24 protein-coding genes and 2 tRNA genes are annotated in these 25,239 nt (G+C 67.1%); 10 read left to right on the top strand and 16 right to left on the bottom strand.

Going from position 1 to position 25,239, the window contains the following annotated elements:
* From LDO26_RS13315 to LDO26_RS13345, 7 genes are all read left to right on the top strand, one after another.
* On the top strand, positions 1-645 hold a 645-nt coding region (locus LDO26_RS13315; RefSeq protein ID WP_232131586.1), incomplete at its 5' end, for a hypothetical protein.
* Between the two features lie 41 nt (positions 646-686).
* Complete coding sequence (locus LDO26_RS13320) at positions 687-1,058, top strand: hypothetical protein (RefSeq protein WP_232131587.1); 372 nt, start codon at positions 687-689, stop codon at positions 1,056-1,058.
* A gap of 424 nt (positions 1,059-1,482) precedes the next feature.
* On the top strand, positions 1,483-2,142 hold the full coding sequence (locus LDO26_RS13325; RefSeq protein ID WP_232131588.1) for a hypothetical protein: 660 nt from the start codon (positions 1,483-1,485) through the stop codon (positions 2,140-2,142).
* 64 nt (positions 2,143-2,206) lie between these two features.
* The gene (locus tag LDO26_RS13330; RefSeq protein WP_232131589.1) at positions 2,207-2,902 is read left to right on the top strand and encodes a M24 family metallopeptidase; all 696 of its coding nucleotides are present in this window, start codon (positions 2,207-2,209) and stop codon (positions 2,900-2,902) included.
* Between the two features lie 128 nt (positions 2,903-3,030).
* A complete protein-coding gene (locus tag LDO26_RS13335; RefSeq protein ID WP_232131590.1) occupies positions 3,031-3,573 on the top strand; it encodes an NUDIX hydrolase in 543 nt (180 codons plus the stop codon).
* Between the two features lie 220 nt (positions 3,574-3,793).
* Complete coding sequence (locus LDO26_RS13340; RefSeq protein ID WP_232131591.1) at positions 3,794-4,162, top strand: hypothetical protein; 369 nt, start codon at positions 3,794-3,796, stop codon at positions 4,160-4,162.
* 124 nt (positions 4,163-4,286) lie between these two features.
* On the top strand, positions 4,287-4,787 hold the full coding sequence (locus LDO26_RS13345) for a nuclear transport factor 2 family protein (protein ID WP_232131592.1): 501 nt from the start codon (positions 4,287-4,289) through the stop codon (positions 4,785-4,787).
* Positions 4,788-5,000: 213 nt separating this feature from the next.
* Here the strand turns inward: LDO26_RS13345 and LDO26_RS13350 are convergent.
* From LDO26_RS13350 to LDO26_RS13385, 8 genes are all read right to left on the bottom strand, one after another.
* Positions 5,001-5,077 (bottom strand) — tRNA-Arg (locus tag LDO26_RS13350).
* 103 nt (positions 5,078-5,180) lie between these two features.
* A tRNA-Ser gene (locus LDO26_RS13355) sits at positions 5,181-5,273 on the bottom strand.
* A gap of 51 nt (positions 5,274-5,324) precedes the next feature.
* Positions 5,325-5,549 carry a carbon storage regulator CsrA gene (gene csrA, locus LDO26_RS13360; protein ID WP_232131593.1) on the bottom strand — a complete coding sequence of 75 codons (225 nt, stop codon included), beginning with the start codon at positions 5,547-5,549 and terminating at the stop codon, positions 5,325-5,327.
* Positions 5,550-5,704: 155 nt separating this feature from the next.
* Positions 5,705-8,350 (bottom strand): alanine--tRNA ligase, encoded by a 2,646-nt coding sequence (alaS, locus tag LDO26_RS13365; protein ID WP_232131594.1) that lies wholly within the window; start codon positions 8,348-8,350, stop codon positions 5,705-5,707.
* Between the two features lie 207 nt (positions 8,351-8,557).
* Positions 8,558-9,058 carry a regulatory protein RecX gene (locus tag LDO26_RS13370; RefSeq protein ID WP_232131681.1) on the bottom strand — a complete coding sequence of 167 codons (501 nt, stop codon included), beginning with the start codon at positions 9,056-9,058 and terminating at the stop codon, positions 8,558-8,560.
* Between the two features lie 76 nt (positions 9,059-9,134).
* Entirely contained in the window at positions 9,135-10,166 is a 1,032-nt protein-coding gene (gene recA, locus LDO26_RS13375) for a recombinase RecA (protein WP_232131682.1), read from the bottom strand.
* A 199-nt stretch (positions 10,167-10,365) separates the two neighbouring features.
* Positions 10,366-11,025, bottom strand: a complete 660-nt coding sequence (gene lexA, locus LDO26_RS13380; RefSeq protein WP_232131595.1) for a transcriptional repressor LexA — start codon at positions 11,023-11,025, stop codon at positions 10,366-10,368.
* A gap of 316 nt (positions 11,026-11,341) precedes the next feature.
* Positions 11,342-13,210 (bottom strand): D-(-)-3-hydroxybutyrate oligomer hydrolase, encoded by a 1,869-nt coding sequence (locus LDO26_RS13385; RefSeq protein ID WP_232131596.1) that lies wholly within the window; start codon positions 13,208-13,210, stop codon positions 11,342-11,344.
* A gap of 110 nt (positions 13,211-13,320) precedes the next feature.
* Between LDO26_RS13385 and LDO26_RS13390 the strand changes: the two genes are divergently transcribed.
* Positions 13,321-13,986, top strand: a complete 666-nt coding sequence (locus tag LDO26_RS13390) for a response regulator transcription factor (RefSeq protein ID WP_232131597.1) — start codon at positions 13,321-13,323, stop codon at positions 13,984-13,986.
* 14 nt (positions 13,987-14,000) lie between these two features.
* On the opposite strand, the gene truD is transcribed toward LDO26_RS13390, so the two are convergent.
* The 8 genes from truD to LDO26_RS13430 all read right to left on the bottom strand — a co-directional run bounded on the left by truD (position 14,001) and on the right by LDO26_RS13430 (position 21,530).
* Positions 14,001-15,074 carry a tRNA pseudouridine(13) synthase TruD gene (gene truD, locus LDO26_RS13395; protein WP_343226180.1) on the bottom strand — a complete coding sequence of 358 codons (1,074 nt, stop codon included), beginning with the start codon at positions 15,072-15,074 and terminating at the stop codon, positions 14,001-14,003.
* On the bottom strand, positions 15,071-15,562 hold the full coding sequence (gene ispF / locus LDO26_RS13400) for a 2-C-methyl-D-erythritol 2,4-cyclodiphosphate synthase (protein WP_232131598.1): 492 nt from the start codon (positions 15,560-15,562) through the stop codon (positions 15,071-15,073). Before ispF ends, truD begins: the two co-directional genes overlap by 4 nt.
* 244 nt (positions 15,563-15,806) lie before the next feature.
* Positions 15,807-16,523, bottom strand: coding sequence for a 2-C-methyl-D-erythritol 4-phosphate cytidylyltransferase (gene ispD / locus LDO26_RS13405; RefSeq protein WP_232131599.1), 717 nt, complete (start codon positions 16,521-16,523; stop codon positions 15,807-15,809).
* Positions 16,520-16,861: a cell division protein FtsB gene (gene ftsB / locus LDO26_RS13410; RefSeq protein ID WP_232131600.1), complete on the bottom strand. Its 342-nt coding sequence runs from the start codon at positions 16,859-16,861 to the stop codon at positions 16,520-16,522. The genes ispD and ftsB overlap by 4 nt, the downstream gene beginning before the upstream one ends.
* A gap of 15 nt (positions 16,862-16,876) precedes the next feature.
* Positions 16,877-18,163 (bottom strand): phosphopyruvate hydratase, encoded by a 1,287-nt coding sequence (gene eno / locus LDO26_RS13415; protein WP_232131601.1) that lies wholly within the window; start codon positions 18,161-18,163, stop codon positions 16,877-16,879.
* A gap of 149 nt (positions 18,164-18,312) precedes the next feature.
* Positions 18,313-19,146 carry a 3-deoxy-8-phosphooctulonate synthase gene (gene kdsA, locus LDO26_RS13420; RefSeq protein WP_232131602.1) on the bottom strand — a complete coding sequence of 278 codons (834 nt, stop codon included), beginning with the start codon at positions 19,144-19,146 and terminating at the stop codon, positions 18,313-18,315.
* 145 nt (positions 19,147-19,291) lie between these two features.
* Entirely contained in the window at positions 19,292-20,977 is a 1,686-nt protein-coding gene (gene pyrG / locus LDO26_RS13425; RefSeq protein WP_232131603.1) for a CTP synthase, read from the bottom strand.
* Positions 20,978-21,251: 274 nt separating this feature from the next.
* A complete protein-coding gene (locus tag LDO26_RS13430; RefSeq protein WP_232131604.1) occupies positions 21,252-21,530 on the bottom strand; it encodes a hypothetical protein in 279 nt (92 codons plus the stop codon).
* 312 nt (positions 21,531-21,842) lie between these two features.
* On the opposite strand from LDO26_RS13430, the gene parE reads away from it, so the two are divergent.
* Positions 21,843-23,732, top strand: a complete 1,890-nt coding sequence (gene parE / locus LDO26_RS13435; protein ID WP_232131605.1) for a DNA topoisomerase IV subunit B — start codon at positions 21,843-21,845, stop codon at positions 23,730-23,732.
* 409 nt (positions 23,733-24,141) lie between these two features.
* The gene (locus LDO26_RS18240) at positions 24,142-25,059 is read left to right on the top strand and encodes an AEC family transporter (protein ID WP_232131606.1); all 918 of its coding nucleotides are present in this window, start codon (positions 24,142-24,144) and stop codon (positions 25,057-25,059) included.
* Positions 25,060-25,239: the final 180 nt, after the last annotated feature.

Below are 25,239 nucleotides of genomic sequence, written 5' to 3' on the forward strand. Positions count from 1 at the left end.
TGCTGCTACTTGCCAGTCCGTGGTCCGGGGCCTAACAATGCGTTCAAGCCGACACCGCTTCGTTACGCCAAGCACATGGCAGGTACAGCTTGCCATGTGCTTGGCTCCACTACACGGCGCGGCTTAACTCAGGCGTTAGAGGTCACTATGATTGACCGCGAGGCACGTGACAGATTTGCACAAGCGATTCGAGCCTTGGTTGCGGGCACCATTACCAATGACCAGTTTGAGGACATACTGCTCCCCGCTCTCAACACCGCAGACCCTGCCATTGCAGCGATCTATCAAGAGGGCGCCTGGCACTTGTACTCTGACTTGGAAGAGCATCGGCTTCGTGGCAAGCACGCACTGTCCCGCAAGGATAAATCTCATGTCGCCCTCTGGGTTCTCTTCCTAAAGACCGACTTGCCATACGAGTGGCCAGAACTCCGTGGCATGCGGCTCTTTGCTCTTGGGCTCGCCAACCTGCTTACATTGGGGCTAACCAACCGATTCTATGCAAATTGGTTCAAGCAGCAGGGGGAGGTAGAGGTATGGCCATTTATCCGTCACGCGGGCTATGCGGCTGCACTTGAACGCCCAGTGTATTTGGGGGTGACCTCTAACAATTCGTCCAAGCCGATGCTGCTTCGCGGCACGGCTTAACTCAAGCGTTAGGCGCCTGATTTAAGCTCAAGGAGAGTCTTGTGAGAAAGAAAGAATTTGACTGGGATGGCTACTTTTCTTCTGCATCTTTTCGACAGATCAGAGAACTTTCACCTGAGCTATCCAATCGTAGAGTTCCCTCTGTCTATAGTCCCGACCGCCAACTTCTTTACCTGACTTCACTGGACATTGACGTTCAAACAAACGATGAAGCAGAGTTGGTCGCTGCCCTCAACGAGGTGCGCAATCTGTATTTCTCCGCAAGATCTGCCGGATCCACCAATGGTAAAGACGTCATTGCACACACTGACTTCGCAGAGATTTGTAGTTTACTTGCAAATTTAAGCGAAGACCCCGATGAGTACCTGGATCCGGATGCACTCCTTGAGCAGGCATCCACGTCAGGCGCCTAACAATTCATTCAAGCCGAAGCCGCTTCGCGACTCGGCTTAATTCAGGCGTTAGGGGGCAGTAATGAAGATTGCAGCATGTGCGATTCTTTTGTTCGCGGTGTTCCCTGCATTCGCAGGCGACTTCGGTCCATGGAGCTTCGGCATGTCCGCCCAAGAAATCCAGGAGGTAAGCAGCCATGGTCCGTACAAATCGTTCTCTAATGGGGACCTTGAGACTTACAACGGGGACTTCGGGGGACGGAAAGAGAATGTCCAGTTCTTCCTCAAAGGACGGCACTTCCATTGTTCATCACCGCTTGGCACCATCGCCTAACAGTTCATTCAAGCCGACACCGTTTCGTTCCGCCAAGCACATGGCAAGTACAGCTTGCCATGTGCTTGGCTCCACTACACGGCGCGGCTTAACTCAGGCGTTAGACGGCACATGAAGAATGCGTTCCACGGGCCGGAAGAGCTCAACACCGCACTTTTGGAGTCGTCACAGCGCCTGATGGAGAGCTGCGACGGTTGCCTGCTTCCATTCGATACCTACTGCATGTCCGCTGCTTTGCGCAGTATGGATACGGTGCGCGCGTATGCAGCACTGGCGGAGATAGACAACTTTAATGGCTGCTGCATCCTCACTCGGAGCCAATTGGACTCTCTTGTGAGGCTCAACCGCGTCCTACTGCAACCCACACCCCATACGCTAGCGCAACAACTTACGGACGGCGAAAAACTACGGCGGATCAAGGGATCAGAAGGAAAAAAATTAACAGATGGATACCTTGTTGAATTATTGGCAAGAAACAATCCATGGATCTCACCGGCATATGAACTTCTCAATGAATCCGTGCATCTGTCTCCCCTGCATTACAAAAGCATGATGGCCCAAGGCCTCCACCAACAGGACGGTGTTGTACGGATCCAATACATGGGTGACTCCAGCCATGTCAAAACAAAGGACAAAGTTGGGCTAAATACCATGTTTCTGAAAACGACTAAGGGGACTGCTTCCCTCCTGCGCTATTGGGCTTCTCGTAGGACAAATAATGCTGACACTCAGGCGTGGCGGGCAAAGGCGGAAGCAGCCGGTGCCATCTAACAATTCATTCAAGCCGATGCCGCTTCGCGGCACGGCTTAATTCAAGCGTTAGGCCGCACAGGACATGTTTCCTCCGATCGAGCACCGCGAAATCCAAACAGTCGCAAAGGCTGTGCTGGCGCAGCTTGCTGCTTCGATCCACCCCTCCGACACCGAGCGCACCCTTGCAGAGCGCGCCGTATCACTACTTGCAGCGCACGGTATCACCGAGACTTGGTACTACAACTGTCCCGCCCTCGTTCTTCTAGGCACTCGCAGTTGCGAGTCACTTTCAGGCCGCGACTACCAACCTGACAGCGAGCCGGTAGGTGACTTCAATGTCATTACCGTCGATCTAAGTCCTATGCGCGGTGGTCTATGGGGTGATTGCGCCAGGACCATCCCCGTAGAGAACGGACGGTTCACCTCTCAACCTCAAGCAGCCGAATTTAAAGCTGGACTGGAGGCGCAAGAGCTACTTCATCAGTCAATGCGGAGTTTCGTCACGCCCACGACCACTTTCGCAGAACTGTTCGCCTTCAGCACTGCGCAGATAGCGAGCCTCGGCTTCCAGAACCTCGACTTCCGCGGGAACCTTGGCCATAGCATCGCGGCGGAACGTACCAAACGGTGTTATATTGAGGTTGGAAACTCTCAATCCTTGGGCTCTGTTCGGCTCTTCACTTTCGAACCACACATTCGCCAACTCAATGGGACGTGGGGTTTCAAGCACGAGGAGATTTACTACTTCGGGCCGGATCGGCAGCCGCATGCGCTCTAATCCACGATGTTTACGCAAGGCCAGCCAATTCGTTGCAGAAGGCCGTTGGCATTGTTGCCAGCGGCCTAACAATTCATTCAAGCCGATGCCGCTTTCCGGCGCAGCTCAACCCAGTCTTTAGGCCTCAGATGAAAGACCGCGTTCACTCGGAACTGGTATCGATCACTGCACACGATGCTCTGGAGCAGCAGCACCTGCGTGACGCAATCGCATGGGTCGAGTCGGGAGCACCACTGTTCCGCATCGAGAAACCCGCTGTACCGCCGAAACATCTGGTTTCGTATTTCGCTCTCGTCTGCGACGAACACATCCTGCTGGTGGATCACAAAAACGCGGAACTTTGGCTACCGACTGGCGGGCATGTCGAGCCGGATGAAGATCCACGCGCCACGGTGGTCCGCGAGCTCAAGGAAGAGCTTGGCATCGATATCCGACTGGACCAGATCGGCGCGCCTTTAATGGTCACCGTGACAGAGACGGTCGGCCTGACCTCGGGCCACACCGATGCCTCGCTTTGGTACGCCGTCGCTGCAAACCGCAACGAGCCGATCGAGTTCGATCCCATCGAGTTCCATGACGCAAGGTGGTTTCCGTTTTCAGAAGTGCCGTTTCACCGCAGCGATCCGCATCTCCGCAGGTTTCTGGCCAAACTGCGGGGGACGGAAGGGTGAATTGACATCCCAGGTGCCCCCGCTGATAGTTCGCGGAGTCGTTCGATCGGTGTCTTGCAGCGATGACGCTTCTCGCGTTGTGACTTGGACTTCTGGGCAACGACGTCCATCAATCCCGCATCGGAGACATCGCCAGCGTGCACACCCAGCTGAGCTCGGCAATCCCACGCAGGCGAGCTCGTTTCGCTGCGCGTCTCGATCCCGGCGTCTCGGGCGGCGCATGAAGCACCCGCTTCTCCTGATGGCAGCGGCAATCCTGGCCCCTGCCTGTGCAACAGCACAGGATCCAGAAATCCCGCTTGCCTCCGGTCGCTATGTGTTCCAGCACCGCTTCGCCGAACACCCGACGATGCCCGGCATTGCGCTCGACGTGACGATCAGCGATTCACGCATTACCGTGGTCAATCCCACGGCTTCCGATCCATTTCCGGCGGGCGTCCTCACCGAAGGCCGGCTCATGTGGCACCCCGCGTCGAAGCAATGGATCATCGGCCACGGGGTTTCCGACAGGTCGGCGCAGGATGCAGGCGGCTGCAGCGACGGGCCGGAGGTGATCGACCTTGCGGCCAGGATCTACTGGACTTGCTAGCGCCCCTGCGGCGCCTGACAATTCACGCCGTCGCCGCTTCGTGGCGCAACCTGCTCCAGATGCCGGGTTGCGTGTGCGTGACGGCCTCACGATCAAGGATCGCCCTGCTCTCTTGGAGACTGCAGTGAAGAAATCCGGAAGCTTGCTGGTGGTGGCTGCAGCAATGTCCACGGCATCCGTAGCGACAGAACCTGCCGCACCCTCGGCCGACGACGCCCTAACCACCACGATCGCTGCGCTCGATTCCGCGGTCTTCGACGCGTTCAACCGTTGCGCGGCGCCGGATCAGCTTGCGAGGCATGCCAGCTACTTCGACGACGACGTGGAGTTCTATCACGACAATGGCGGCGTGACCTGGAACCGCGACGACATGCTCGCCAACACGGCGAAGTACGCCTGCGGCAACTTCCGCCGCGAGCTGGTGCCGGGCACGCTCCGGGTGTTTCCGGTCCGGGACTTTGGCGCGATCGCGCAGGGCACGCATCGTTTCTGCCAGTTCGCTACCGGCGAGTGCGACGGCCTGGCGGATTTCACGATGATCTGGCGGGAGCAGGCAGGCACCTGGCAGATCACGCGGGTGCTCAGCTATGGCCACCGGGCAGCCGCGAACGCGAACGCGCCCTGACGGCACTCGCAGGTCGATCAGGACGGGTGACCCATGGCTCGCTTGCCCGGGAAACACGTCCACGGCGAAGGCCCGGCGCGTCACCAGGTCATCCTGTGGGCATGCATCGACGGCGCCGGTTTCGCCGGCTTCAAGATCGCGGGCGCAGCGCCCCCACCGCCCAAAGCAAAAAAGCCAATGGGGCGGGCCCATTGACCTTTCTGATTTCCTGTTTGGCGCGCCCGGAAGGATTCGAACCTCCGACCCCCAAGTTCGTAGCCTGGTGCTCTATCCAACTGAGCTACGGGCGCGTGAAACAGAAGCGGAATTTTGCATGCTGCACAAAATTCTGTCAACGCCTGCCGCGATGATTTCCGTCGGAATGATGACGCTTATTCCAGTGGATCAAGACGGTGGCGGAGAGTGAGGGATTCGAACCCTCGATGGAGCTTTTGACCCCATACTCCCTTAGCAGGGGAGCCCCTTCGGCCTCTCGGGCAACTCTCCGAAGTACTGCGTCCGGCGGCTGGCGCCGAATGCGGTGCAAAGGATACCGACTCACCTCGATTGCGGCAAATCCTCTGTCGCTTCGTCTGTGTCCTGCGGGGCTTCGACGCCTTCGCCGCGATGGATGCGCTGGTAGATTTCCTCGCGGTGCACGGCAACGTCCTTGGGCGCGGTGATGCCGATGCGCACCTGGTTGCCCTTGACGCCCAGCACGGTGACGGACACCGAGTCACCAATCATCAGCGTCTCTCCGACGCGTCGGGTCAGAATCAACATAAAAACTCTCCTGGGGCCGACGCTTGAACCCCGTCGGCAGGCCTGTTCCGGACCATCGTCGATGGTGGAAACCGATTTCAGGCCAAATCAATCTGTGAAGGATGTCGTCATACGCGCGGCCGGTCAACCGCTTCGCGACGATATTTAACGGGCGCTCACGCCAGGTGATCCTCAACCCAGGCCGGTACGGCAGCAAGCGCTGCTGGCAGGGCCGGACTGTCGTCGCCACCGCCCTGCGCCAGGTCGGGACGACCACCACCCCGTCCCCCGATCTGACCGGCAACGTACGACAACAGTTCCCCGGCCTTGATCCGCCCGGTCGCCGCGCCGCCGACACCGGCGACCAGCGCGACCTTGCCGTCCTGCGCCCCAGCCAGCACGACCACCAGATCGCCCAACTGCTGCTTGAGCCGGTCGACCGCGTCCCGCAGCGCCTTGCCGTCGAGGCCCTCGATCCGGGCCGCCAGCACCTTGATGCCGGCGACATCGACAGCCGCGGCGCCCAGGTCCGCGGTCGCGCCGCTGGCGGCTTTGGCCTTGAGGACATCCACCTCGCGCTCGAGCTGCTTCTGCCGGTCCAGCAACGCGCGCAACCGCTCGCCGACTTCGGCGCCGGTACCGCCAAGCAGCCCGGCGGCCTGCCGCAGCCGTTCCTCCTCGGCGCGCACGTGGTCGAGCGCGGCCTGCCCGGTCAGTGCCTCGATGCGGCGCACGCCGGCGGACACGCCGCCTTCCGATACCAGCTTGAACAGGCCGATGCGGCCGGTCCGGTCGACGTGCGTGCCGCCGCACAGCTCGACCGAATCGCCCATCGTCACCACGCGCACGCGCTCGCCGTACTTCTCGCCGAACAGCGCCATCGCGCCGGCATCGAGCGCGGCCTGCATGTCCATCTCCGCGATGCTGACCGGATGGTTGGCGCGGACTTCGGCATTGACCTGGCGCTCGATCTCCGCGAGTTCGGCATCGGCGACCGGCTGGAAGTGCGAGAAATCGAAGCGCAGGCGGTCGGGCGCGACCAGCGAGCCCTTCTGCGCGACGTGGGTGCCGAGCAGGCCACGCAGCGCGCCATGCAGCAGATGCGTCGCGCTGTGGTTGAGCACGATGGTGCCGCGGCGCTCCGCGTCGATGGCGCCGCGTACCCGGTCGCCCGCGCGCAGCGTGCCCGACGCCAGATGCCCGACGTGGCCGTGGAACTGCCCGGCGTACTTCCGGGTATCGGCGACCTCGAAGCGCGCGTCGCCGGCCGCAAGCACGCCGGTGTCGCCGACCTGGCCACCGGACTCGGCGTAGAACGGGGTGCGGTCGAGGATCACCACCGCGTCGTCGCCGGCCCCGATGACATCGACGGGGCGCCCATCGCGGAGCAGCGCGACGACCTGCAGGTCGTCGGCCGTGGTGGCGTCATAGCCCGCGAACACCGTTGGCGTGAGCCGGGCGACCAGGTCGGCCGGCAGGCCGGTGCCGGAGGCGAACTTGCCGGCCGCGCGCGCGGTTTCGCGCTGGCGCTGCATCGCCGCGTCGAAGCCGGCCATGTCGACATCGAGGCCGCGTTCGCGGGCGATGTCGGCGGTCAGGTCGAGCGGGAAGCCGTAGGTGTCGTAGAGGCGGAACGCATCCTCGCCGGGGATGGTCCCGCTGCTGCGGGCGGCGACCTCGTCGAAGATGCGCATGCCCGCATCGAGCGTCTCGGCGAAACGCTCCTCCTCGGCCCTGAGCGCGCGCTCGACCAGTTCGCGCTTCTCGTGCAGTTCGGGATAGGCCTCGCCCATCACCGTGTCGAGGGTGGCGACCATCCTGTGGAAGAAGGGCTGGCGCACACCCAGCATCCAGCCGTGGCGCAGGGCACGGCGGATGATCCGGCGCAGGACGTAGCCGCGGCCCTCGTTGGACGGCAGCACGCCGTCGACGATCAGGAAGCTGCAGGCGCGGATGTGGTCGGCGATGACCCGCAGCGACTTGTTCTCCAGGTCCTGCGTACCGGTCAGGCGCGCCGCCTCGCGGATCAGGACCTGGAACAGGTCGATCTCGTAGTTGCTGTGCACGTGCTGCAGGATCGCCGCCAGCCGCTCCAGGCCCATGCCGGTGTCGACGCATGGCGCGGGCAGCGGCAGCAGGGTGCCGTCGGGCTGGCGGTCGAACTGCATGAACACCAGGTTCCAGATCTCGATGAAGCGGTCGCCATCCTCGTCCGCCGAGCCGGGCGGGCCGCCGGCGATGTGGGCGCCGTGGTCGTAGAAGATCTCGGTGCACGGGCCGCAGGGACCGGTTTCGGCCATCTGCCAGAAATTGTCGGACGCGAACGGCGCCCCCTTGTTGTCGCCGATGCGGACGATGCGGTCCTCGGGCACACCGACCATGTCGCGCCACAGCGCATGGGCCTCGTCGTCGGTGTGGTAGACGGTGACCAGCAGGCGCTCGGGCGGCAGTTTCCAGACCCTGGTCAGCAGCTCCCAGGCCCAGGCGATCGCGTCCTTCTTGAAGTAGTCGCCGAACGACCAGTTGCCGAGCATCTCGAAGAAGGTGTGATGGCGGGCGGTATAGCCGACCGCGTCGAGGTCGTTGTGCTTGCCGCCGGCGCGCAGGCAGCGCTGCACGTCGGCCGCGCGCACGTAGCTGCGCTTCTCGGCGCCGAGGAACACGTCCTTGAACTGGACCATGCCCGAATTGGTGAACAGCAGGGTCGGGTCGTTGCCCGGCACCAGCGATGCCGAGGGGACGATGGTGTGGCCGCGTTCCAGGAAGAACTCGAGGAAATCGCTGCGGATCTGCGCGGTGCTGCGGGGGGTTTGCGTGGTCATGTGCCTGGCGTTGACGGAACGGGCCTGCGCCGTGCCGTCGATCCGCCCGCTGGCGGCGCCTGCCCGGACGTGTTCGCCCAACTTGTAAAGGGTAGCAGGCCTGCCCGGGCATGGCGCCGCCCTGCCCCGCGCCCTCGGCGCCTTGTCCACGTCCGCCCGGCACACGGCGGTGACGCGGCGGCAGGGCCGGATGGCGCCAACCGGCGCTCAGCGGCCACAGAAGTCGCGGATCGCCTCGCGCAGGGTGTCGCCGGCGAAGCCGCGGCGCAGCAGGAAATCGCCGGCCTTGCGTCGTGCGCCGGGGTCGGTGGCAAGCACGTCGGCACGGAAGCGCCGTTGCAACAGGGCCAGCGCGCTTGCCCGCCAGTCGGCACCGCCGTCGTCGTCGAGAGCCCGGAACGCGGCCTCGATCCGGTCCGCACCCAGGCCATGGGTCGACAGTTCCGCCTCGATCCAGACCGGGCCATGACCACTGGCCGCGCGCATGCGCGCCAGCGCCACGGCGAAACGGCCGTCGTCCTGCCAGCCGGCATCGGTCATCCGGTCGACCGCCGCCTCCGCATCGGCACTGGCGATGCCGCGCGCCACCAGCTTGCGCAGCAACTCCGGCCGCGAATGCTCGCGCCGGACCAGCAGCGCCAGTGCGCGCTGCGCCGGGCTGAGTTGCTGGCGCTGGCGTCGACGCGGGGACGGCGGCGTATCGGTAATGCTGTCTTCCGCCACCACGCCGGCCCCATACCGGTCGCCAGCCTCCGGCAGGTCGTGCCCGCCGGGGCAGACATCGTCAGTCGGCGTCGTCTTCGGCATCTTCGACGACCGCGACCACCGGCAGGATCTTCTCGCGGATCGCTGCTTCCAGGCGCGCGGCGACTTCCGGGTTCTCCTTCAGGTACTGGCGGGCGTTCTCCTTGCCCTGGCCGATGCGCTCGTCTCCATAGCTGTACCAGGCGCCGGCCTTGTCGACCAGCTTGGCATCGACGCCCATGTCGATCAGCTCGCCCTCACGGCTGATGCCCTCGCCGTAGAGGATCTCGGTGATGACCTGCTTGAACGGCGGCGCCATCTTGTTCTTGACCACCTTGATACGGGTCTGGTTGCCGATGATCTCGTCGCCCTTCTTGATCGCGCCGATGCGACGGATGTCGAGGCGCACCGAGGCGTAGAACTTCAGCGCGTTGCCGCCGGTCGTGGTCTCGGGACTCTGGCCCGGCATCATGACGCCGATCTTCATGCGCAACTGGTTGATGAAGAACACCATGCAGTTGCTGCGCTTGATGTTGCCGGTGAGCTTGCGCAGCGCCTGGCTCATCAGGCGCGCCTGCAGGCCGGGAAGCTGGTCGCCCATCTCGCCCTCGATCTCCGCGCGCGGGGTCAGGGCCGCGACCGAGTCGATGACGACCATGTCGACCGAGTTGGAGCGCACCAGCATGTCGGCGATCTCCAGCGCCTGCTCGCCGGTGTCGGGCTGCGACACCAGCAGATCCTCGACGTTGACGCCGAGCTTCTGCGCGTAGGTCGGGTCGAGCGCGTGCTCGGCGTCGATGAACGCCGCGGTGCCACCGGCCTTCTGGCACTGGGCGATCGTCTGCAGGGTCAGCGTGGTCTTGCCCGACGATTCCGGGCCGTAGACCTCGATGACGCGGCCGCGCGGCAGGCCGCCAATGCCGAGCGCGAGGTCGAGCTGCAGCGAGCCGGTGGGAATCACCGGGACGACTTCGGACACCCGGTCGCCCATGCGGATGACCGACCCCTTGCCGAACTGCTTCTCGATCTGGCTCAGTGCCGCGGACAGCGCGCGCTTCTTGTTCTCGTCCATCTTGGTGGTCCTTGTCATTCGTGTTCCGGTTGGGTGGAGCAATCCTCGCAGCCGTGGATCGCACAGGCTGCGACACACGGGCGTGGCATGGAAATTACCGGCGGGCGCGCGCCGCGCGCAGTGGCCGATGGCGCAGGCGGCTGTCGGGAAAGTCCGCGCGAGTGATGGGCGGGAACCGCCGTCATCCCTGTCACCCCAGTCACCGGTTGGGCCTGACCAGGCCGCAGTACAGCCCCTCGATCGCGAAGTCTTGGCCGGGCAGCACTTCGATCGCGGCGTAGTCGGGATTGCGCGGCAGCAGGCGGATGCGGTCCTTGCCGATCTTCAGCAGCTTGACGGTGATCGCGTCGTCGACGCGGGCGACGACGATCTGACCCGAACGCGCGTCGCGGGTGCGGTGCACGCCGATCAGGTCGCCCTCGAAGATGCCCTCGTCGCGCATCGAGTCGCCCTTGACCTTGAGCAGGTAGTCCGGGGACGGCGAGAACAGCACGCGGTCGAGCACGACGTAGTCGTCGACGCCGGAGAAATCGCCGGGCGCGTCGGCCCCGATCGGCAGGCCGGCCGCGACCTGGCCGAGCACCGGCAGGCGCAGCGCGCCGTCCTCGTGCGCAGGCGCCAGCGGCAATGCGGCCTGTGCGGCCTGCGGCGCGACCAGCACGCGGATGCCGCGGGCGCGGCCCGGTACCCGCTCGATCGCACCGGCCGCTTCCAGCGCATCGAGGTGGTACTGCGCGGCGCGAACGCCGCTGAAGCCGAAAGCGCGGGCGATCTCCGCCTGCGAGGGCGGCATGCCTTCGGCCTCGATGCGTTCGGCGATGAGTTCGAGGATCGCGCGCTGGGTCTGGGTCAGGTCCATGGTTAGTAGTATTACTACTAACGGACTGCCGTGCAAGTGGTGCGGCAGTGCAGGCGCCCCTCGCCTCCCGCATCTCGTGAACAAGTGCTGCGGGCGCTCGATTACGACGCCTCCCCGACACGCGTGGATAGATGCCCGGAGAGCGGATCGAGGCCGCAGTCGAAAGCGCACCCTCATCCGGCGCTGCGCGCCACCTTCTGCCCCGGAGGGCACGTCGTCCCGCACGCGGGAGAAGGGCCAGCCGTCGTGGAATCTGGTTGGCGCCGATGTCGACTCTTCTCCAGCGCGCGGAAGAAGAGCGAGGAGCGATCTCGTCCTAGCGCGTCGGCACCATCAGGTTCTCCGCCTCCAGCACAGCGCCTGCGCCGCGCGGCACGGTCTGGATGCGGGCGTCGCCGGGCAGCGGCGAACCGCCCGCCAGATGCGCGTCGACCCGGTCCAGCGCGGCATACAGGTAGGGCAGCAGCGGCACGTAGCGCGCGGCATAGTCGGGCAGCATCAGGAACCCGTCGAAATGCTGGGCGTTGGCGACCTCCCAGGAACGCACCTCGGCGCGGCCGGCCGCGCGCGCGGCGGCGACGTAGGGCGCGCTGCTGAAGGCCATCGGGATCAGGCCATCGTCGGCGCCGTGGACGACGACGACCGGCAGACCGTCGCGTGGCGGCGCGGCGCGGGTTGCGGCAATGCCGGCCTGCACCCGGCGCGCGTGGGCATCGTCGCCGGTCTGCAGCGCGCGCAGGCACAGCAGGCCCGGCAGCGTCGGATCGGCACCGGCCATGCGGCTGTCGATCAGGCCAACGCCGGCGCCCGGCGGGATGCCGCTGCCGTCGCTCCACCACCCGGCGCGCTCGGCCGCGGTGGCCGGGCGCGCACTGCCGTCGGCATCCTGCGCCGCGAAGTGGTAACCGCAGGGATGCGCGTCGACGCCGTAGCGGCCATAGGCGGACGCATAGGTCGCGGCGACCGCGCGCCACAGGTCGAAGCCGACCGACAGCGCGCCGGCGCGCAGCGCGTCATCGGTCCAGCCGCCGGCCCGCAACTGCGCATGGGCCGAACGGGCCTGGGCGGCAGTGTCGTCGCCTTCGACCAATCCGGCTTCGCGCAGCACGGCGCAGCGGCCCGCCCACAGCGGTGCGACCTGGGCCGTCAATGGCGGCTGCGGCAGGCCCTGCAGGTGCAGCAGCGCGCACGGCATCAGGATCGCCGCCTCGGTGGTGTAGTCGTACAGGGTGCGCGCGCCGGGCGCGTCGACGAACACGTTCGGCTCGCCGGCGACCACGGCATCGAGCCAGTCGTCGTCCTGCTCGGCCGCACGCAGCACCGCGCCGCCGCCGTTGGAGATGCCGACCGCGATCACCCGGGTATTGTCGAAGGTGAACGGCGCCGCATCGGGGATCGCCTCGTCGAGCGCCTGCAGCGCGAACTCCGCGGCCTGGCGCACGTGGCGGCCCCAATCGGCCTCCGGGTTGTCGCCCGAATGCGCGTGCTTGAAGGCGACGCCGTGCACGCCGGCGGCATCGACCGCGAAGGTCGAGGCGGCACGATCGGTGGCCACCGTGCCGTCGGCGGCGATGCCGATTCCGGCGTCGAGGTCGAAGTAGTCGGTGCCCGCGCCCTTGTCGGTGTAGGCGACGGCACAACCCTTCGGCAGGCCCCAGGCGCCGGCGACGGCGATCGAACCGTAGATCCCGCGCGATCCCGACGATGCGGTGACGACGATGCAGCGGCGCGCACGGTCGAAGGCATCGGGCACCTGGGTCAGGACCCGGTGCGGATGGGTCGCGCCGGGCGCGGTCGCAAACGCGTGGAACTCCCGGCCGGGCACCGCACCGGCATCGCCATACAGCGTGCCGTAGCCGCCGCCCGGCGACAGGTCGGCGATGCCGCGCCAGTTGGCCCAGATCGCCCGTCGACGCGCCTCGGTCGCGGTCGCCGCGTCGGGGTCCGCAAAGCCGGGCGGCACCGTCGCCTGCAGGCCGGCCAGCCCGAGCCCGGCGGTCAACAGGTCGTCGCCATCGCGATGCTCTGTGCTGCGCTGCGCGGTGAACACGGTGGTCGCACTCCGGGTCGAGGCGCCGGCCGCGTCGCGCGACGGCGAACCGGCGCAGGCCGCCAGGCCGAGGCACAGCAGCAGCGGGACCGCCATTGCGGCGCGGGGCAAGGATGGGGACAGGGTCTTGTTCATGCCGGCACCGTAGCAAACGCACGCCGCCGCACTCATCGTACTTTGGTACCACGACCGCAGGGCTCCGCGGCTTGCTATCGTGCCGGTCGACGCTTCCGAAGCCGCCTCGCATGCCCACGCTGCTGATCGCCGACGACCATCCGCTGTTCCGTGCCGCGCTGCGCAGCGCGGCCGCCGAGGCCGCGCCCGACGTGGCCACCTGCGAAGCGGAAACCCTGGACGGGGTGCTGCAACGCCTGGAGGCCGACGACGCGATCGACCTGGTGCTGCTGGACCTGCACATGCCCGGCAATCACGGCCTGGCCGGGCTGGCGGCGATCCGCGCGCAGTATCCGGCAGTCGCGGTGGTGCTGGTGTCGGCCAACGAGGACCCGCAGGTGGTGCGCCGTGCGCTCGACCACGGCGTCGCCGGCTACATCCCCAAGAGCGCCAGCCTCGACGAACTGCGCGACGCGATCCGCACCGTACTGGCCTGCGAGCAATGGCTGCCGCCGGCGTTGCGCGCCGCCGTCGCGCGCGCGCAGTCGGCGCCGGGCGACGCCGACCTCGCCGCCCGCCTCGCCAGCCTGACGCCGCAGCAGTTCCGGGTGTTGAGCCTGGTCGCCGAGGGCCTGCTGAACAAGCAGATCGCCGATCGCCTGGACGTGCAGGAACGCACGGTCAAGGCGCACATGTCGGCGATCTTCGAGAAGCTGGGCGCGCGCAACCGTACCCACGCCGGGGTGATCCTGCGCGGGCTGGAGATCAGCGACCCGGCACAGCACGTCGCCCGCTGAGCGGGGACCGGCGGTCAACCGTCCGTCGGCGCGGGGTCCACGTTCCGACGGGCGGTCGCGGCATTGGTGATGTCGCCCAGTTCGGCCAGCACGACGGTCGCGTAGGCGCCGGCCGGCAGCGCGAAACGCAGCGACAGCGTTGCAGGGTCCAGCCAGTCCCAGGCCAGGCCCTGCGGGCGCAGCCGGGTCGAACGGCGTTCCTGCTTCAGCCCCGCGCGCTCCAGCCCGTCGCGCAGCGCACGTGCGCGCGGGTCATCGATCGCCGCCAGTTCGCGCGCCAGTGCGTCGCCTTCGCTGCGCAGCGCGCCACGGCCCCACAGCGGCGCAGTCGGATGGATGTCGAACGCGGCCAGACGCGCGGCCAGCGCGTCGGACCACGGCTCCGGCCCGAACACGCTGCGGCTGCCGTCGAGCATCCACACCTCGCCGTCGAGCCCGGCGTTCCAACTGCCGTCGGCGACCCGCGCGCCCAGCACGCGGTTGAACAGCTCCGAACGCGCGGCCGACAGCAGCAGGGTGCGCTGGTCGCGGCCGAAGCGGCGGCCGGCGAACATCGCCAGCGCCGCGTCCACGTTGCCGGCCTCGCGGCCGAAGCGCTGCTCGCCGAAATAGTTGGGGACGCCGTCGCCGGCGATCGCCGCCAGCCGCTCGTCGATGGCCGCGCGGTCGCCGGCGACATCCCGCAGCACCAGCGCGAACCGATTGCCGGCCAGGGCGCCGCGCGGCAGCTTCTTCGCGTGCCGTGTGTGCGCGAGGACGCGCAGGTCGTCGGATTCGAGCGTGGCGATCGCCGGCGCCTCGCGCCCCGGCAGGTGCACGCTGATGCGCTGGCGGGTGACCGCATGCCGATCCTTGAGCCCGGCATGGCCGATCGCCGCCTCGGGCACGCCGGCCCAGTCGGCAATGCGCTTCGCGGCGAACGCGGTGTTCATGCCGCGCTTCTCGATCGTCAGCAGCAGGTGCTCGCCGCTGCCGCTGGCCTCGAAGGCGTCGATCTCCTCGACCCGGAAATCCTCGGGCGTCGCGCGCATCAGCGCGGTCGCCACGGGTCCGCCGTACGCGCGCGGCTGCGCGGCCTGCAAGCTCACACCGCGACCAGCAGACACACGGCCTGCGCCGCGATGCCCTCGCCGCGGCCGGTGAAGCCGAGCTTCTCGCTGGTCGTGGCCTTGACGCTGACGCAGTCGGCCGGCACGCCGAGATCGGCGGCGATGACCTCGCGCATCGCGCCGGCATGCGGGCCGATCTTCGGCCGTTCGCAGACCACGGTGATGTCGGCGTTGCCGAGCCGCCAGCCGCGCTCGCCAGCCAACGCGTGGCAGTGGCGCAGGAACGCGCGGCTGTCGGCACCCTTCCACTGCGGATCCGACGGCGGAAAATGCACGCCGATGTCGCCCAGCGCCAGTGCGCCGAGGATCGCGTCGCACAGCGCGTGCAGCACCACGTCGCCGTCGCTGTGCGCGAGCACGCCGCGATCGTGCGCCACGCGCACGCCGCCGATGACGACATGGTCGCCGTCGCCGAACGCGTGGACGTCGTAACCCTGGCCGATACGGATGTTGGGAATGGCAGACATGGGCGTGATGGGCGTCGGATGCGCCGCCGGAAAAGGGGACGGCAGCTTGCCACGGATTCGCGGTAGGACAAGCGGGAAAGGCGTTTTCGGCCACGGATTGGCGCGGAGGACGCGGATCAAAGCCAATGAGGCAAGAACAGTCCTGGCTCCAACCACCCTACGCGGTCGTGGCTCTTTCCCCTCGGCCTTGCTTCTATCCGCTTCTGATCCGCGCCATCCGCGCAGATCCGCGGCCAAACCTACTTCACCCGCGCTGCGCCAGGAGGAACTCGAAGCGCGCCAGGTCTGCCGGCGTGGTGACCTTGAAGTTGTCCTCGCGGCCTTCGATCAGCAACGGCCGCGCGCCCTGCCGCTCCATCGCCATCGCCTCGTCGGTGATGGCGACGCCAGCGTCACGCGCGGCTTCGAGCGCGCGCACAAGTTGCAGGCGCCGGAACATCTGCGGGGTCAATGCGCGCCACAGGCGCTCGCGCGGCTCGGTGCCGTCGATGCCGCCGTCGTCGCCGGCGCGCTTGAGCGTGTCGCGCACCGGCGCGGCGAGGATCGCGCCGACCGGGTCGCCACGGCCGCGTTCGAGCAGCGCGTCCAGGTCGGCCGCGGCAAGGTTCGGCCGCGCCGCATCGTGGACCAGCACGAAATCGTCGGCGCGTACGCTGTCGGGCAGCGCGGCGAGACCGGCCAGCACCGAATCGGCGCGGGTCTCACCGCCGGCCGCCAGCTGCAGTGGCTTACCGGCGATCGCCGGCGACGCGGCATCCGCCGCGAACGGATCGTCCGCGGCCAGCACCAGTACCAAGCCGGCGATGCCCGGGTGCGCGGCCAATGCCTCGAGCGTATGCAGCAGCAGGCTGCGGCCACCGACCTCGACGTGCTGCTTGGGCCGCTCCGCGCCGAACCGGGTACCGCGACCGGCCGCGGGCACGACGACCCAGAGCCCGCCCCGGGCCAGGTCAGGGGTCATGGCGCAGGCGGCTCCGCGGTGTCCGCGTCGACCGGTGCAGGTGGTGCCGGGACGCGGGCGTCGTCGACCACGCGGTAGAACACCTCGCCCGGCTTGATCATGCCCAGCTCGCCACGCGCGCGTTCCTCGATCGCCGCCTCGCCGGATTTCAGGTCGGCGACTTCCGCCGCCAGCGCGGCATTGCGCTGCTGCAGGCCCTCGTTCTGGCGGGCCTGCTGCTCGACACGCGCGCGCAGTTCCTCGACCTGCTCGGTGCCGCCGGCGCCGAACCACAGCCGGTACTGCAGCCACGCCAGCAACGCGACCAGCACCAGCAGCACGAGCCCGAACACGCGCATCGCGATGGCGTGCCGTCAGCGCTTCAGCGAGACGAACGCATCGCGGCCGGCATAGCGCGCATCCGCGCCCAGGGCCTCCTCGATGCGCAGCAGCTGGTTGTACTTGGCGACGCGGTCGCTGCGGCACAGCGAACCGGTCTTGATCTGGGTCGCGGTGGTGGCGACGGCGATGTCGGCGATCGTGGTGTCCTCGGTCTCGCCGGAACGGTGCGAGACGATCGCCGCGTAGTGCGCCGCGTCGGCCATCGCGATCGCTTCCAGGGTCTCGGTCAGCGTACCGATCTGGTTGACCTTGATCAGGATCGCGTTGGCGGTATGCGAGTCGATGCCTTCCTTGAATATCTTCGGATTGGTGACGAACAGGTCGTCGCCGACCAGCTGCACCGTGTCGCCGATGCGCCCGGTCAGCTGCTTCCAGCCGGCCCAGTCGTCCTCGGACATGCCGTCCTCGATGCTGATGATCGGATACTGCGCGGTCCAGTCGGCGAGGAAGTCGACGAACTGGTCGCTGGTCAGGCGCTTGTTCTCGCCGACCAGGTGGTACTTGCCGTTGTCGTGGAACTCGCTCGAGGCCACGTCCAGGCCCAGCAGCACGTCGTCGCCGGCGGCGTAGCCGGCCTTGCCGATCGCCTCCAGAATCGTGTCCAGCGCCTCGACATTGCTGCGGAAGTCGGGGGCGAAACCGCCCTCGTCACCGACCGCGGTGCTCAGGCCATGGCCCTTGAGCACGGATTTCAGCGCATGGAAGATCTCGGTACCGGCACGCAGCGACTCGGAGAAGCTAGCGAAGCCGACCGGCAGCACCATGAACTCCTGGAAATCGACGTTGTTGTCGGCATGCGCGCCGCCGTTGATGATGTTCATCATCGGCACCGGCAGGACGGGCGCACGGTCGCCGGCCAGCAGTTTCCACAGCGGGATCCGCTTCGACGCCGCGAGCGCGTGCGCGTTGGCCAGCGACACGCCAAGCAGCGCGTTGGCGCCCAGCCGGCCCTTGTTCTCGGTACCGTCGAGATCGATCAGGCGCTTGTCGAGGCCGGCCTGGTCGGCGGCGTCGAAGCCCGCCAGCGCCTCGGCGATCGCGCCATTGACGTTGGCGACGGCCTTGCGCACGCCCTTGCCCAGATAGCGCGTCTTGTCGCCGTCGCGCAGTTCCACCGCCTCCTTCGCGCCGGTCGACGCGCCGGACGGCACCATCGCGCGGCCGAAACTGCCGTCGTCGAGGGTGACTTCGGCTTCGAGGGTGGGATTGCCGCGGGAATCGAGGATTTCGCGGGCGTGGATCTTGGCGATTGTGGTCATGGGCTCGCTATGTGCGTGGGATGGGGGGTGTCGGGGAAAGCATTCCTGCCGCGGATCTGCGCGGAAGGGCGCGGATCAGAAAACGGGGTTGTGCATTCGCATCCGTCTTCTGCCTTGTCAGCGTTCATCCGCGTCAATCCGTGGCCGAATCAAAGTCCACTCTCGAGCAGACCGTGGCGCTTGGTCACCGCGTCCAGCTCGAGCATGGTTTCCAGCAGCGCGCGCATCCTGTCCAGCGGCCACGCGTTCGGGCCGTCGCTGAGCGCTTCTTCCGGTTTCGGATGCGTCTCCATGAACACGCCGGACACGCCGACCGCGACCGCGGCGCGCGCCAGCACCGGCACGAACTCGCGCTGGCCACCGCTGGACGTGCCCTGCCCGCCCGGCAACTGCACCGAATGGGTGGCGTCGAACACGACCGGGCAGCCGGTCTCGCGCATGACGCTCAGCGAGCGCATGTCGCTGACCAGGTTGTTGTAGCCGAAGCTCGCGCCGCGCTCGCAGACCATGATCTGCTGGTTGCCGGTCGACTTCGCCTTCTCGACGACGGGTTTCATGTCCCACGGCGCTAGGAACTGGCCCTTCTTGATGTTGACCGGCTTGCCGGCCGCGCAGACCTTGCGGATGAAGTCGGTCTGGCGCACGAGGAAGGCCGGGGTCTGCAGCACGTCGACGACGGACGCGACCTCGTCCATCGGCGTGTACTCGTGCACGTCGGTCAGCACCGGGACGCCGATCTGGCGCCTGACCTCGTCCAACACCCGCAGCCCTTCCTCCATGCCCGGTCCGCGGAACGCGGTGCCGGACGTGCGGTTGGCCTTGTCGAAGCTCGACTTGAAGATGAAGTTGATGCCCAGCGCGCCGGTGATCTCCTTGAGCTGGCCGGCGACGTCGAGCTGCAGTTGCTCGGACTCGATGACGCAGGGCCCGGCGATCAGGAAGAACGGCTGGTCGAGACCGACCTCGAATCCGCACAGCTTCATTGGACATCCTTTTTTGCCACGGATTGACGCGGAGATACGCGGATAGAGCGAATGCAGAAGCGGATATCAGCACCGGCCGCCTCGGCACGCCCCATGCTCCGGCTTTGATCCGCGCTCATCCGCGTGGATCCGTGGCCAAACGCTTTCACGCCTGCGCTTCCTTCAGCAGCTTGCCGCCGGCGCGGCGCTCGCGCGCGGCGCGGACGAAACCGATGAACAACGGGTGGCCACCGCGCGGCGTGGACAGGAACTCGGGATGCGCCTGGCAGGCGATGAACCACGGATGTTCGGGCAGCTCGATCATCTCCACCAGCAGGTCGTCCATCGACTTGGCGCTGATCACCAGCCCCGCATCCTCGAGCTGGGTGCGGTAGCGGTTGTTGAACTCGTAGCGGTGGCGGTGGCGCTCGCTGACGACATCCTTGCCGTAGAGTTCGCGCGCCTTCGTGCCCGGCTTCAGGCGCTGCTCCTGCAGGCCCAGGCGCATCGTCCCGCCGAGGTCGCTGCCTTCGCTGCGCCGCTCGACCTCGCCGCTCTGGGTGCGCCACTCGGTGATCAGGCCGATGACCGGATGCGGCGACTGCTTGTCGTTCTCGGTGCTGTTGGCGCCTTCCAGCCCGGCCAGGTTGCGGGCCACGTCGACCACCGCCGCCTGCATGCCGTAGCAGATGCCGAAGTACGGCAGGTGGTGCTGGCGCGCATACGTGGCCGTGAGCACCTTGCCCTCGAAGCCGCGGTCGCCGAAGCCGCCCGGCACCAGCACGCCGTCGACGTCGCCGAGCCAGGCCTCGGCGCCATCGCGCTCGATGTCCTGGGATTCGATCCACTTCAGGTGCACGCGGGTGCGCTGGCGGATGCCGCCGTGCTTGAGCGCCTCGCCGACCGACTTGTAGGCGTCCTTGTGGTCGACGTACTTGCCGACGACGGCCAGGGTGACCTCGTCGATCGGCTGCTCGACCGCATTGACCACGTCGATCCATTCCGACAGGTCGGCGACGGGCGCGGCCTTGTCGCCGAGCCGCAGCTGGCCGACGACGATCTCGTCGAGCCCCTGCGCATGCAGCCACATCGGGATCTTGTGGATGTTGTCGAGATCGACGGCGGAAATGACCGCCTTCTCCGACACGTTGGTGAACGAGGCGATCTTGCGCCGCTCGCCATCGGGCAGCGGCTGTTCGCTGCGGCACAGCAGCACGTCGGGCTGGATGCCGATCGAACGCAGCTCCTTGACCGAATGCTGGGTCGGCTTGGTCTTGAGCTCGCCGGCGGCGGCGATGTAGGGCACCAGGGTCAGGTGCATGAACATCGCCTTGTCGGGACCGCGGTCGGTGCGGATCTGGCGGATGGCCTCGAGGAACGGCAGCGACTCGATGTCGCCGACGGTGCCGCCGATCTCGACCAGCGCCACGTCGAAGCCCTGGGTGGCCTCGTCGATCGCGCGCTTGATCGCATCGGTGATGTGCGGGATCACCTGCACCGTCGCGCCGAGATAGTCGCCGCGGCGCTCCTTGCGGATCACCGATTCGTAGATCTTGCCGGTGGTGATCGAGTTCCTGCCCGACAGGCGCACGTTGATGAAGCGCTCGTAGTGGCCGAGGTCGAGGTCGGTCTCGGCGCCGTCGTCGGTCACGTAGACCTCGCCGTGCTGGAACGGGCTCATCGTGCCCGGATCGACGTTGATGTAGGGATCGAGCTTCATCATCGTCACCCGCAGGCCGCGGGCTTCGAGGATGGCCGCCAGCGAGGCCGCGGCGATGCCCTTCCCGAGGGAAGAGACCACGCCGCCGGTCACGAACACAAGCGGAGTGACGGAGCTTTTTGAAGGAGTCATGGGCACAGCGGGTCGCTGGAAAGCCCCATTCTACAGGCTTGCGATGGCAGGCGTCCGGCCGGGGCCGAAAACGCCGCTGCCCGGAAGGGGCATCGCATGCCGCCGTTGCCCACATGGCCTGGGCCACGATCCCGACGCCCTGGGTCACGAGCATGCCCGCCCGCGGACGCCACGCCCGGAAACCGGGCCCGGAAAACGGCAACGCCCCGGCCGTCCGGCCGGGGCGTTGCGGGAAGCCACCGGACCCGCAGCGCGGATCCGGCGATCGCCAGCTTCAGGCCGGCACTTCTTCGGTCACTTCCTCTTCTTCCTCTTCGACCACAGGCGCGGTGTCGGTGGCCTCATAGGCCTCGTTCACCGCATCGGAAGCGTAAGACTCGTCGGCAGCCTGCTCGGCGGCTTCGGCAGCAGCCTCGGCGGTCTGGGCGGCTTCCTCGGCCTGCTGCGCAGCGATCGCCGCGTCGCGGGCCTGCTCCTGCGGATCCTGGGCGAAGGCCGGTGCTGCGAAGGCGGCGGCGACGATGGCGGCGAACAGCACATTGCGATTCTTCATGGTGACTCTCCCGAAAGAAATGAAATGAAGCCAGTTGAAAAGTGGAGCCAGTGAGTGGTTCCAGAACACCGGTGCCGCTGGACGTCGCCGGCGCAATGAATCCCTCATCGACGCCCCGACCCTAGCCAGTCGGAACCGACCCGAGACTGAACAACAGCTTGCTTACAAGCGCTCCACGCGGCCCTAACAAATCCTGCAAACGCTTACATGCAGATGCCGCAAGGGCTCGCGGCGTTTCGGGGCGCCCGGCCGCGCGGCCGCCGGTGTGCACAATTCCTTTACCATTCCGTGATTCCCCCGCAGCAGCGACGCATGAACAACCGCTACAACGCAGCCGACATCGAAGTCCTCTCCGGCCTGGATCCGGTCAAACGCCGCCCCGGCATGTACACCGACACCACGCGCCCCAACCACCTGGCGCAGGAAGTCATCGACAACGCGGTCGACGAGGCCCTGGCCGGCCACGCACACCGCATCGACGTGACGCTGTTCAAGGACGGCAGCTGCCAGGTGGCCGACGACGGCCGCGGCATGCCGGTCGACATCCACCCCGAGGAGAAGATGCCGGGCGTGGAGCTGATCCTCACGCGGCTGCATGCCGGCGGCAAGTTCAGCAACCGCAACTACACCTTCAGCGGCGGCCTGCACGGCGTCGGCGTCAGCGTGGTCAATGCGCTGTCGACCCGCGTCGACGTCTACATCAAGCGCGACGGCAACGAGTACCACATGGGCTTCGCCGACGGCGACCGCACGTCCGCACTCGAGGTGGTCGGCAGCGTCGGCAGGAAGAATACCGGCACCCGCCTGCATTTCTGGCCGGACCCGTCGTACTTCGACACCGCGAAGTTCAACGTCCGCGCGCTGCGCCACCTGCTGCGCGCCAAGGCGGTGCTGTGCCCGGGACTGACCGTCAGCCTGCTCGACGAGGCGACCGGCGAGCGCGACGAGTGGCATTACGAGAACGGCCTGCGCGACTACCTGCGCGGCGAGCTGGTCGACCGCGAACTGCTGCCGCCCGAGCTGTTCGTCGGCAACCTGGCGCGCACCACCGAGACCGTCGACTGGGCGGTCGCCTGGGTCGCCGACGGCGAACTGGTGCAGGAGAGCTACGTCAACCTGATCCCGACCGCGCAGCACGGCACCCACGTCAACGGCCTGCGCAGCGGGTTCACCGACGCGCTGCGGGAGTTCTGCGACTTCCGCAACCTGTTGCCGCGTGGCGTGAAACTGGCGCCCGAGGACGTCTGGGACCGGGTCGCATTCGTGCTGTCGCTGAAGATGACCGACCCGCAGTTCTCCGGCCAGACCAAGGAGCGGCTGTCGTCGCGCCAGGCGGCGGGCTTCGTCGAGGGCGCCGCCCACGATGCGTTCTCGCTGTGGCTCAACCAGCACGTCGAGATGGGCGAGAAGATCGCGCAGCTGGCGATCGAACGCGCCAGCGCGCGGCTCAAGACCGAGAAGCAGATCACCCGCAAGAAGGTCACCCAGGGCCCGGCGCTGCCCGGCAAGCTGGCAGACTGCATCAGCCAGGACCTGTCGCGCACCGAGCTGTTCCTGGTCGAGGGCGATTCGGCCGGCGGCAGCGCCAAGCAGGCGCGCGACAAGGATTTCCAGGCGATCCTGCCGCTGCGCGGCAAGATCCTCAACACCTGGGAGGTCGCCTCCGGCACCGTGCTGGGCTCGGAAGAGGTGCACAACCTGGCGGTCGCGATCGGCTGCGACCCGGGCAAGGACGACATCTCCGGCCTGCGCTACGGCAAGGTGGTGATCCTGGCCGACGCCGACTCCGACGGCCTGCACATCGCGACCCTGCTCAGCGCCCTGTTCCTGCGCCATTTCCCGGCGCTGGTCGAAGCCGGCAACATCTTCGTGGCGATGCCGCCGCTGTTCCGCATCGACGTCGGCAAGCAGGTGTTCTACGCGCTGGACGAGGAGGAGAAGCGACTGCTGCTGGAGAAGATCGCGCGCGAGAAGCTCAAGGGCCAGGTCAACGTGACCCGCTTCAAGGGCCTTGGCGAGATGAATCCCTCGCAGCTGCGCGAATCGGCGATCCACCCCGACACCCGCCGCCTGGTGCAGCTGACCAACGACGACGATCTGGAAACCCGTTCGCTGATCGACATGCTGCTGGCGAAGAAGCGGGCTTCGGATCGCAAGGCGTGGCTGGAGACCAAGGGTGACCTGGCGACGCTGGAAGTCTGATGGCGATTCGTTCCGTCCTGCCGTGGCGACGGCCCCGACATCACCGCGACGGAACGCGATGCCTGGCGCGGCTGGAGACCAAGGGTGACCTGGCGACGCTGGAAGTCTGATGGCGATTCGTTCCGTCCTGCCGTGGCGACGGCCCCGACATCACCGCGGCGGAACGCGATGCCTGGCGCGGCTGGAGACCAAGGGTGACCTGGCGACACTCGAAGTCTGATGGCAATTCGTTCCGTCCTGCCGTGGCGACGGCCCCGACATCACCGCGGCGGAACCCGATGCCTGGCGCGATTGGAGACCAAGGGTGACCTGGCGACGCTGGAAGTCTGATGGCGATCCACGCGCTACCGCCGCGGTGACCGGCCGGGGAACATCGCCCCGGCGCATCCTGCGCGGCACGGTCTGAGCGGTGCTCGCCTACACCGTACCCGTCCTGCTGATCGTGCTGCTGGGCGCGTGGCTGCGCCGCGGCCGCTGGACGCCGGAGGGGTTCTTTCCGGCAATCGAGTGGTTCTCGTTCTACATCGCCTTCCCGGCCCTGCTTTTCATCAATACCGCGCGCCTGGACTTCTCCGGCAGCGCGTTGCGCGACCTCACGGCCGCGACCCTGCTGCCGACGCTGGCGATGGTGGGCCTGCTGGTCATGGCGCTGCCGCTGGCCAGGCGCCTGCCCGACCCCAGCCGTTCGTCGATCATCCAGGGCGCGGTCCGCCCCAGCACCTATTTCGGGCTCGCCGTCGCCTCGCTGCTGTTCGCGCCCGATGCCGCAGCGCTGGTGATGCTGGCGCTGGCGATCTGCCTGCCGGTGGTCAACGTGGTCGCGGTCGCCGCGCTGGCGTGGTGGGGCGGGACCCGGGTCGGCCCCGCGCGCGTCGCGGCGATGCTGGCGAAGAATCCGATCATCCTCGCGACGCTCGCCGGCGGCCTGGTGAACGGCCTGGGCATCACCGTGCCCGCGCCGCTGGCCAACGGACTGGACATCGTCGGCGGCGCCTCGCTCGCGCTGGGGCTGGTCTGCGTCGGCGGCGGCCTCGATTTCCGCTGGTCTTCGGCCCGTCCGCTGGCGCTGGGCGCGACGTCGGCGCTGAAACTGCTGGCATTGCCGCTGCTGGCGGTGCTGACCTGCCGCCTGCTGGGCGCCGACGACGACGTGACCCGTGCGGCCTGCTTCTACGCGGCGCTGCCCACCGCGTCCAACGCCTACATCATGGCCCGCCAGATGGGCGGCGACGCACCGTTGATGGCGTCGCTGATCACCCTGCAGACGCTGCTCGCGGTCGTCACGGTGCCGCTGGCGCTGCAGTTGCCGGTCTGGCTGCCCGGCTGACCTGCGCGCCTGCCGGCAGCGCTCAGACGTAGATCGGGGCAACGCCCCCGACACTTGGTGAATCCGGACATCGCGCACGTCGGCCGCGTAGGGCCGACCTACGGGATCAGGGCGACGATCCGCAGTCGCCGCCACGGACGTTCGGCGGCGGTCGCAGTCGGCTGGCAAATGACGCTTAGC

Origin of the sequence: Proluteimonas luteida, from assembly GCF_021191695.1 — a bacterium.
GTDB lineage: Bacteria > Pseudomonadota > Gammaproteobacteria > Xanthomonadales > Xanthomonadaceae > Luteimonas > Luteimonas luteida.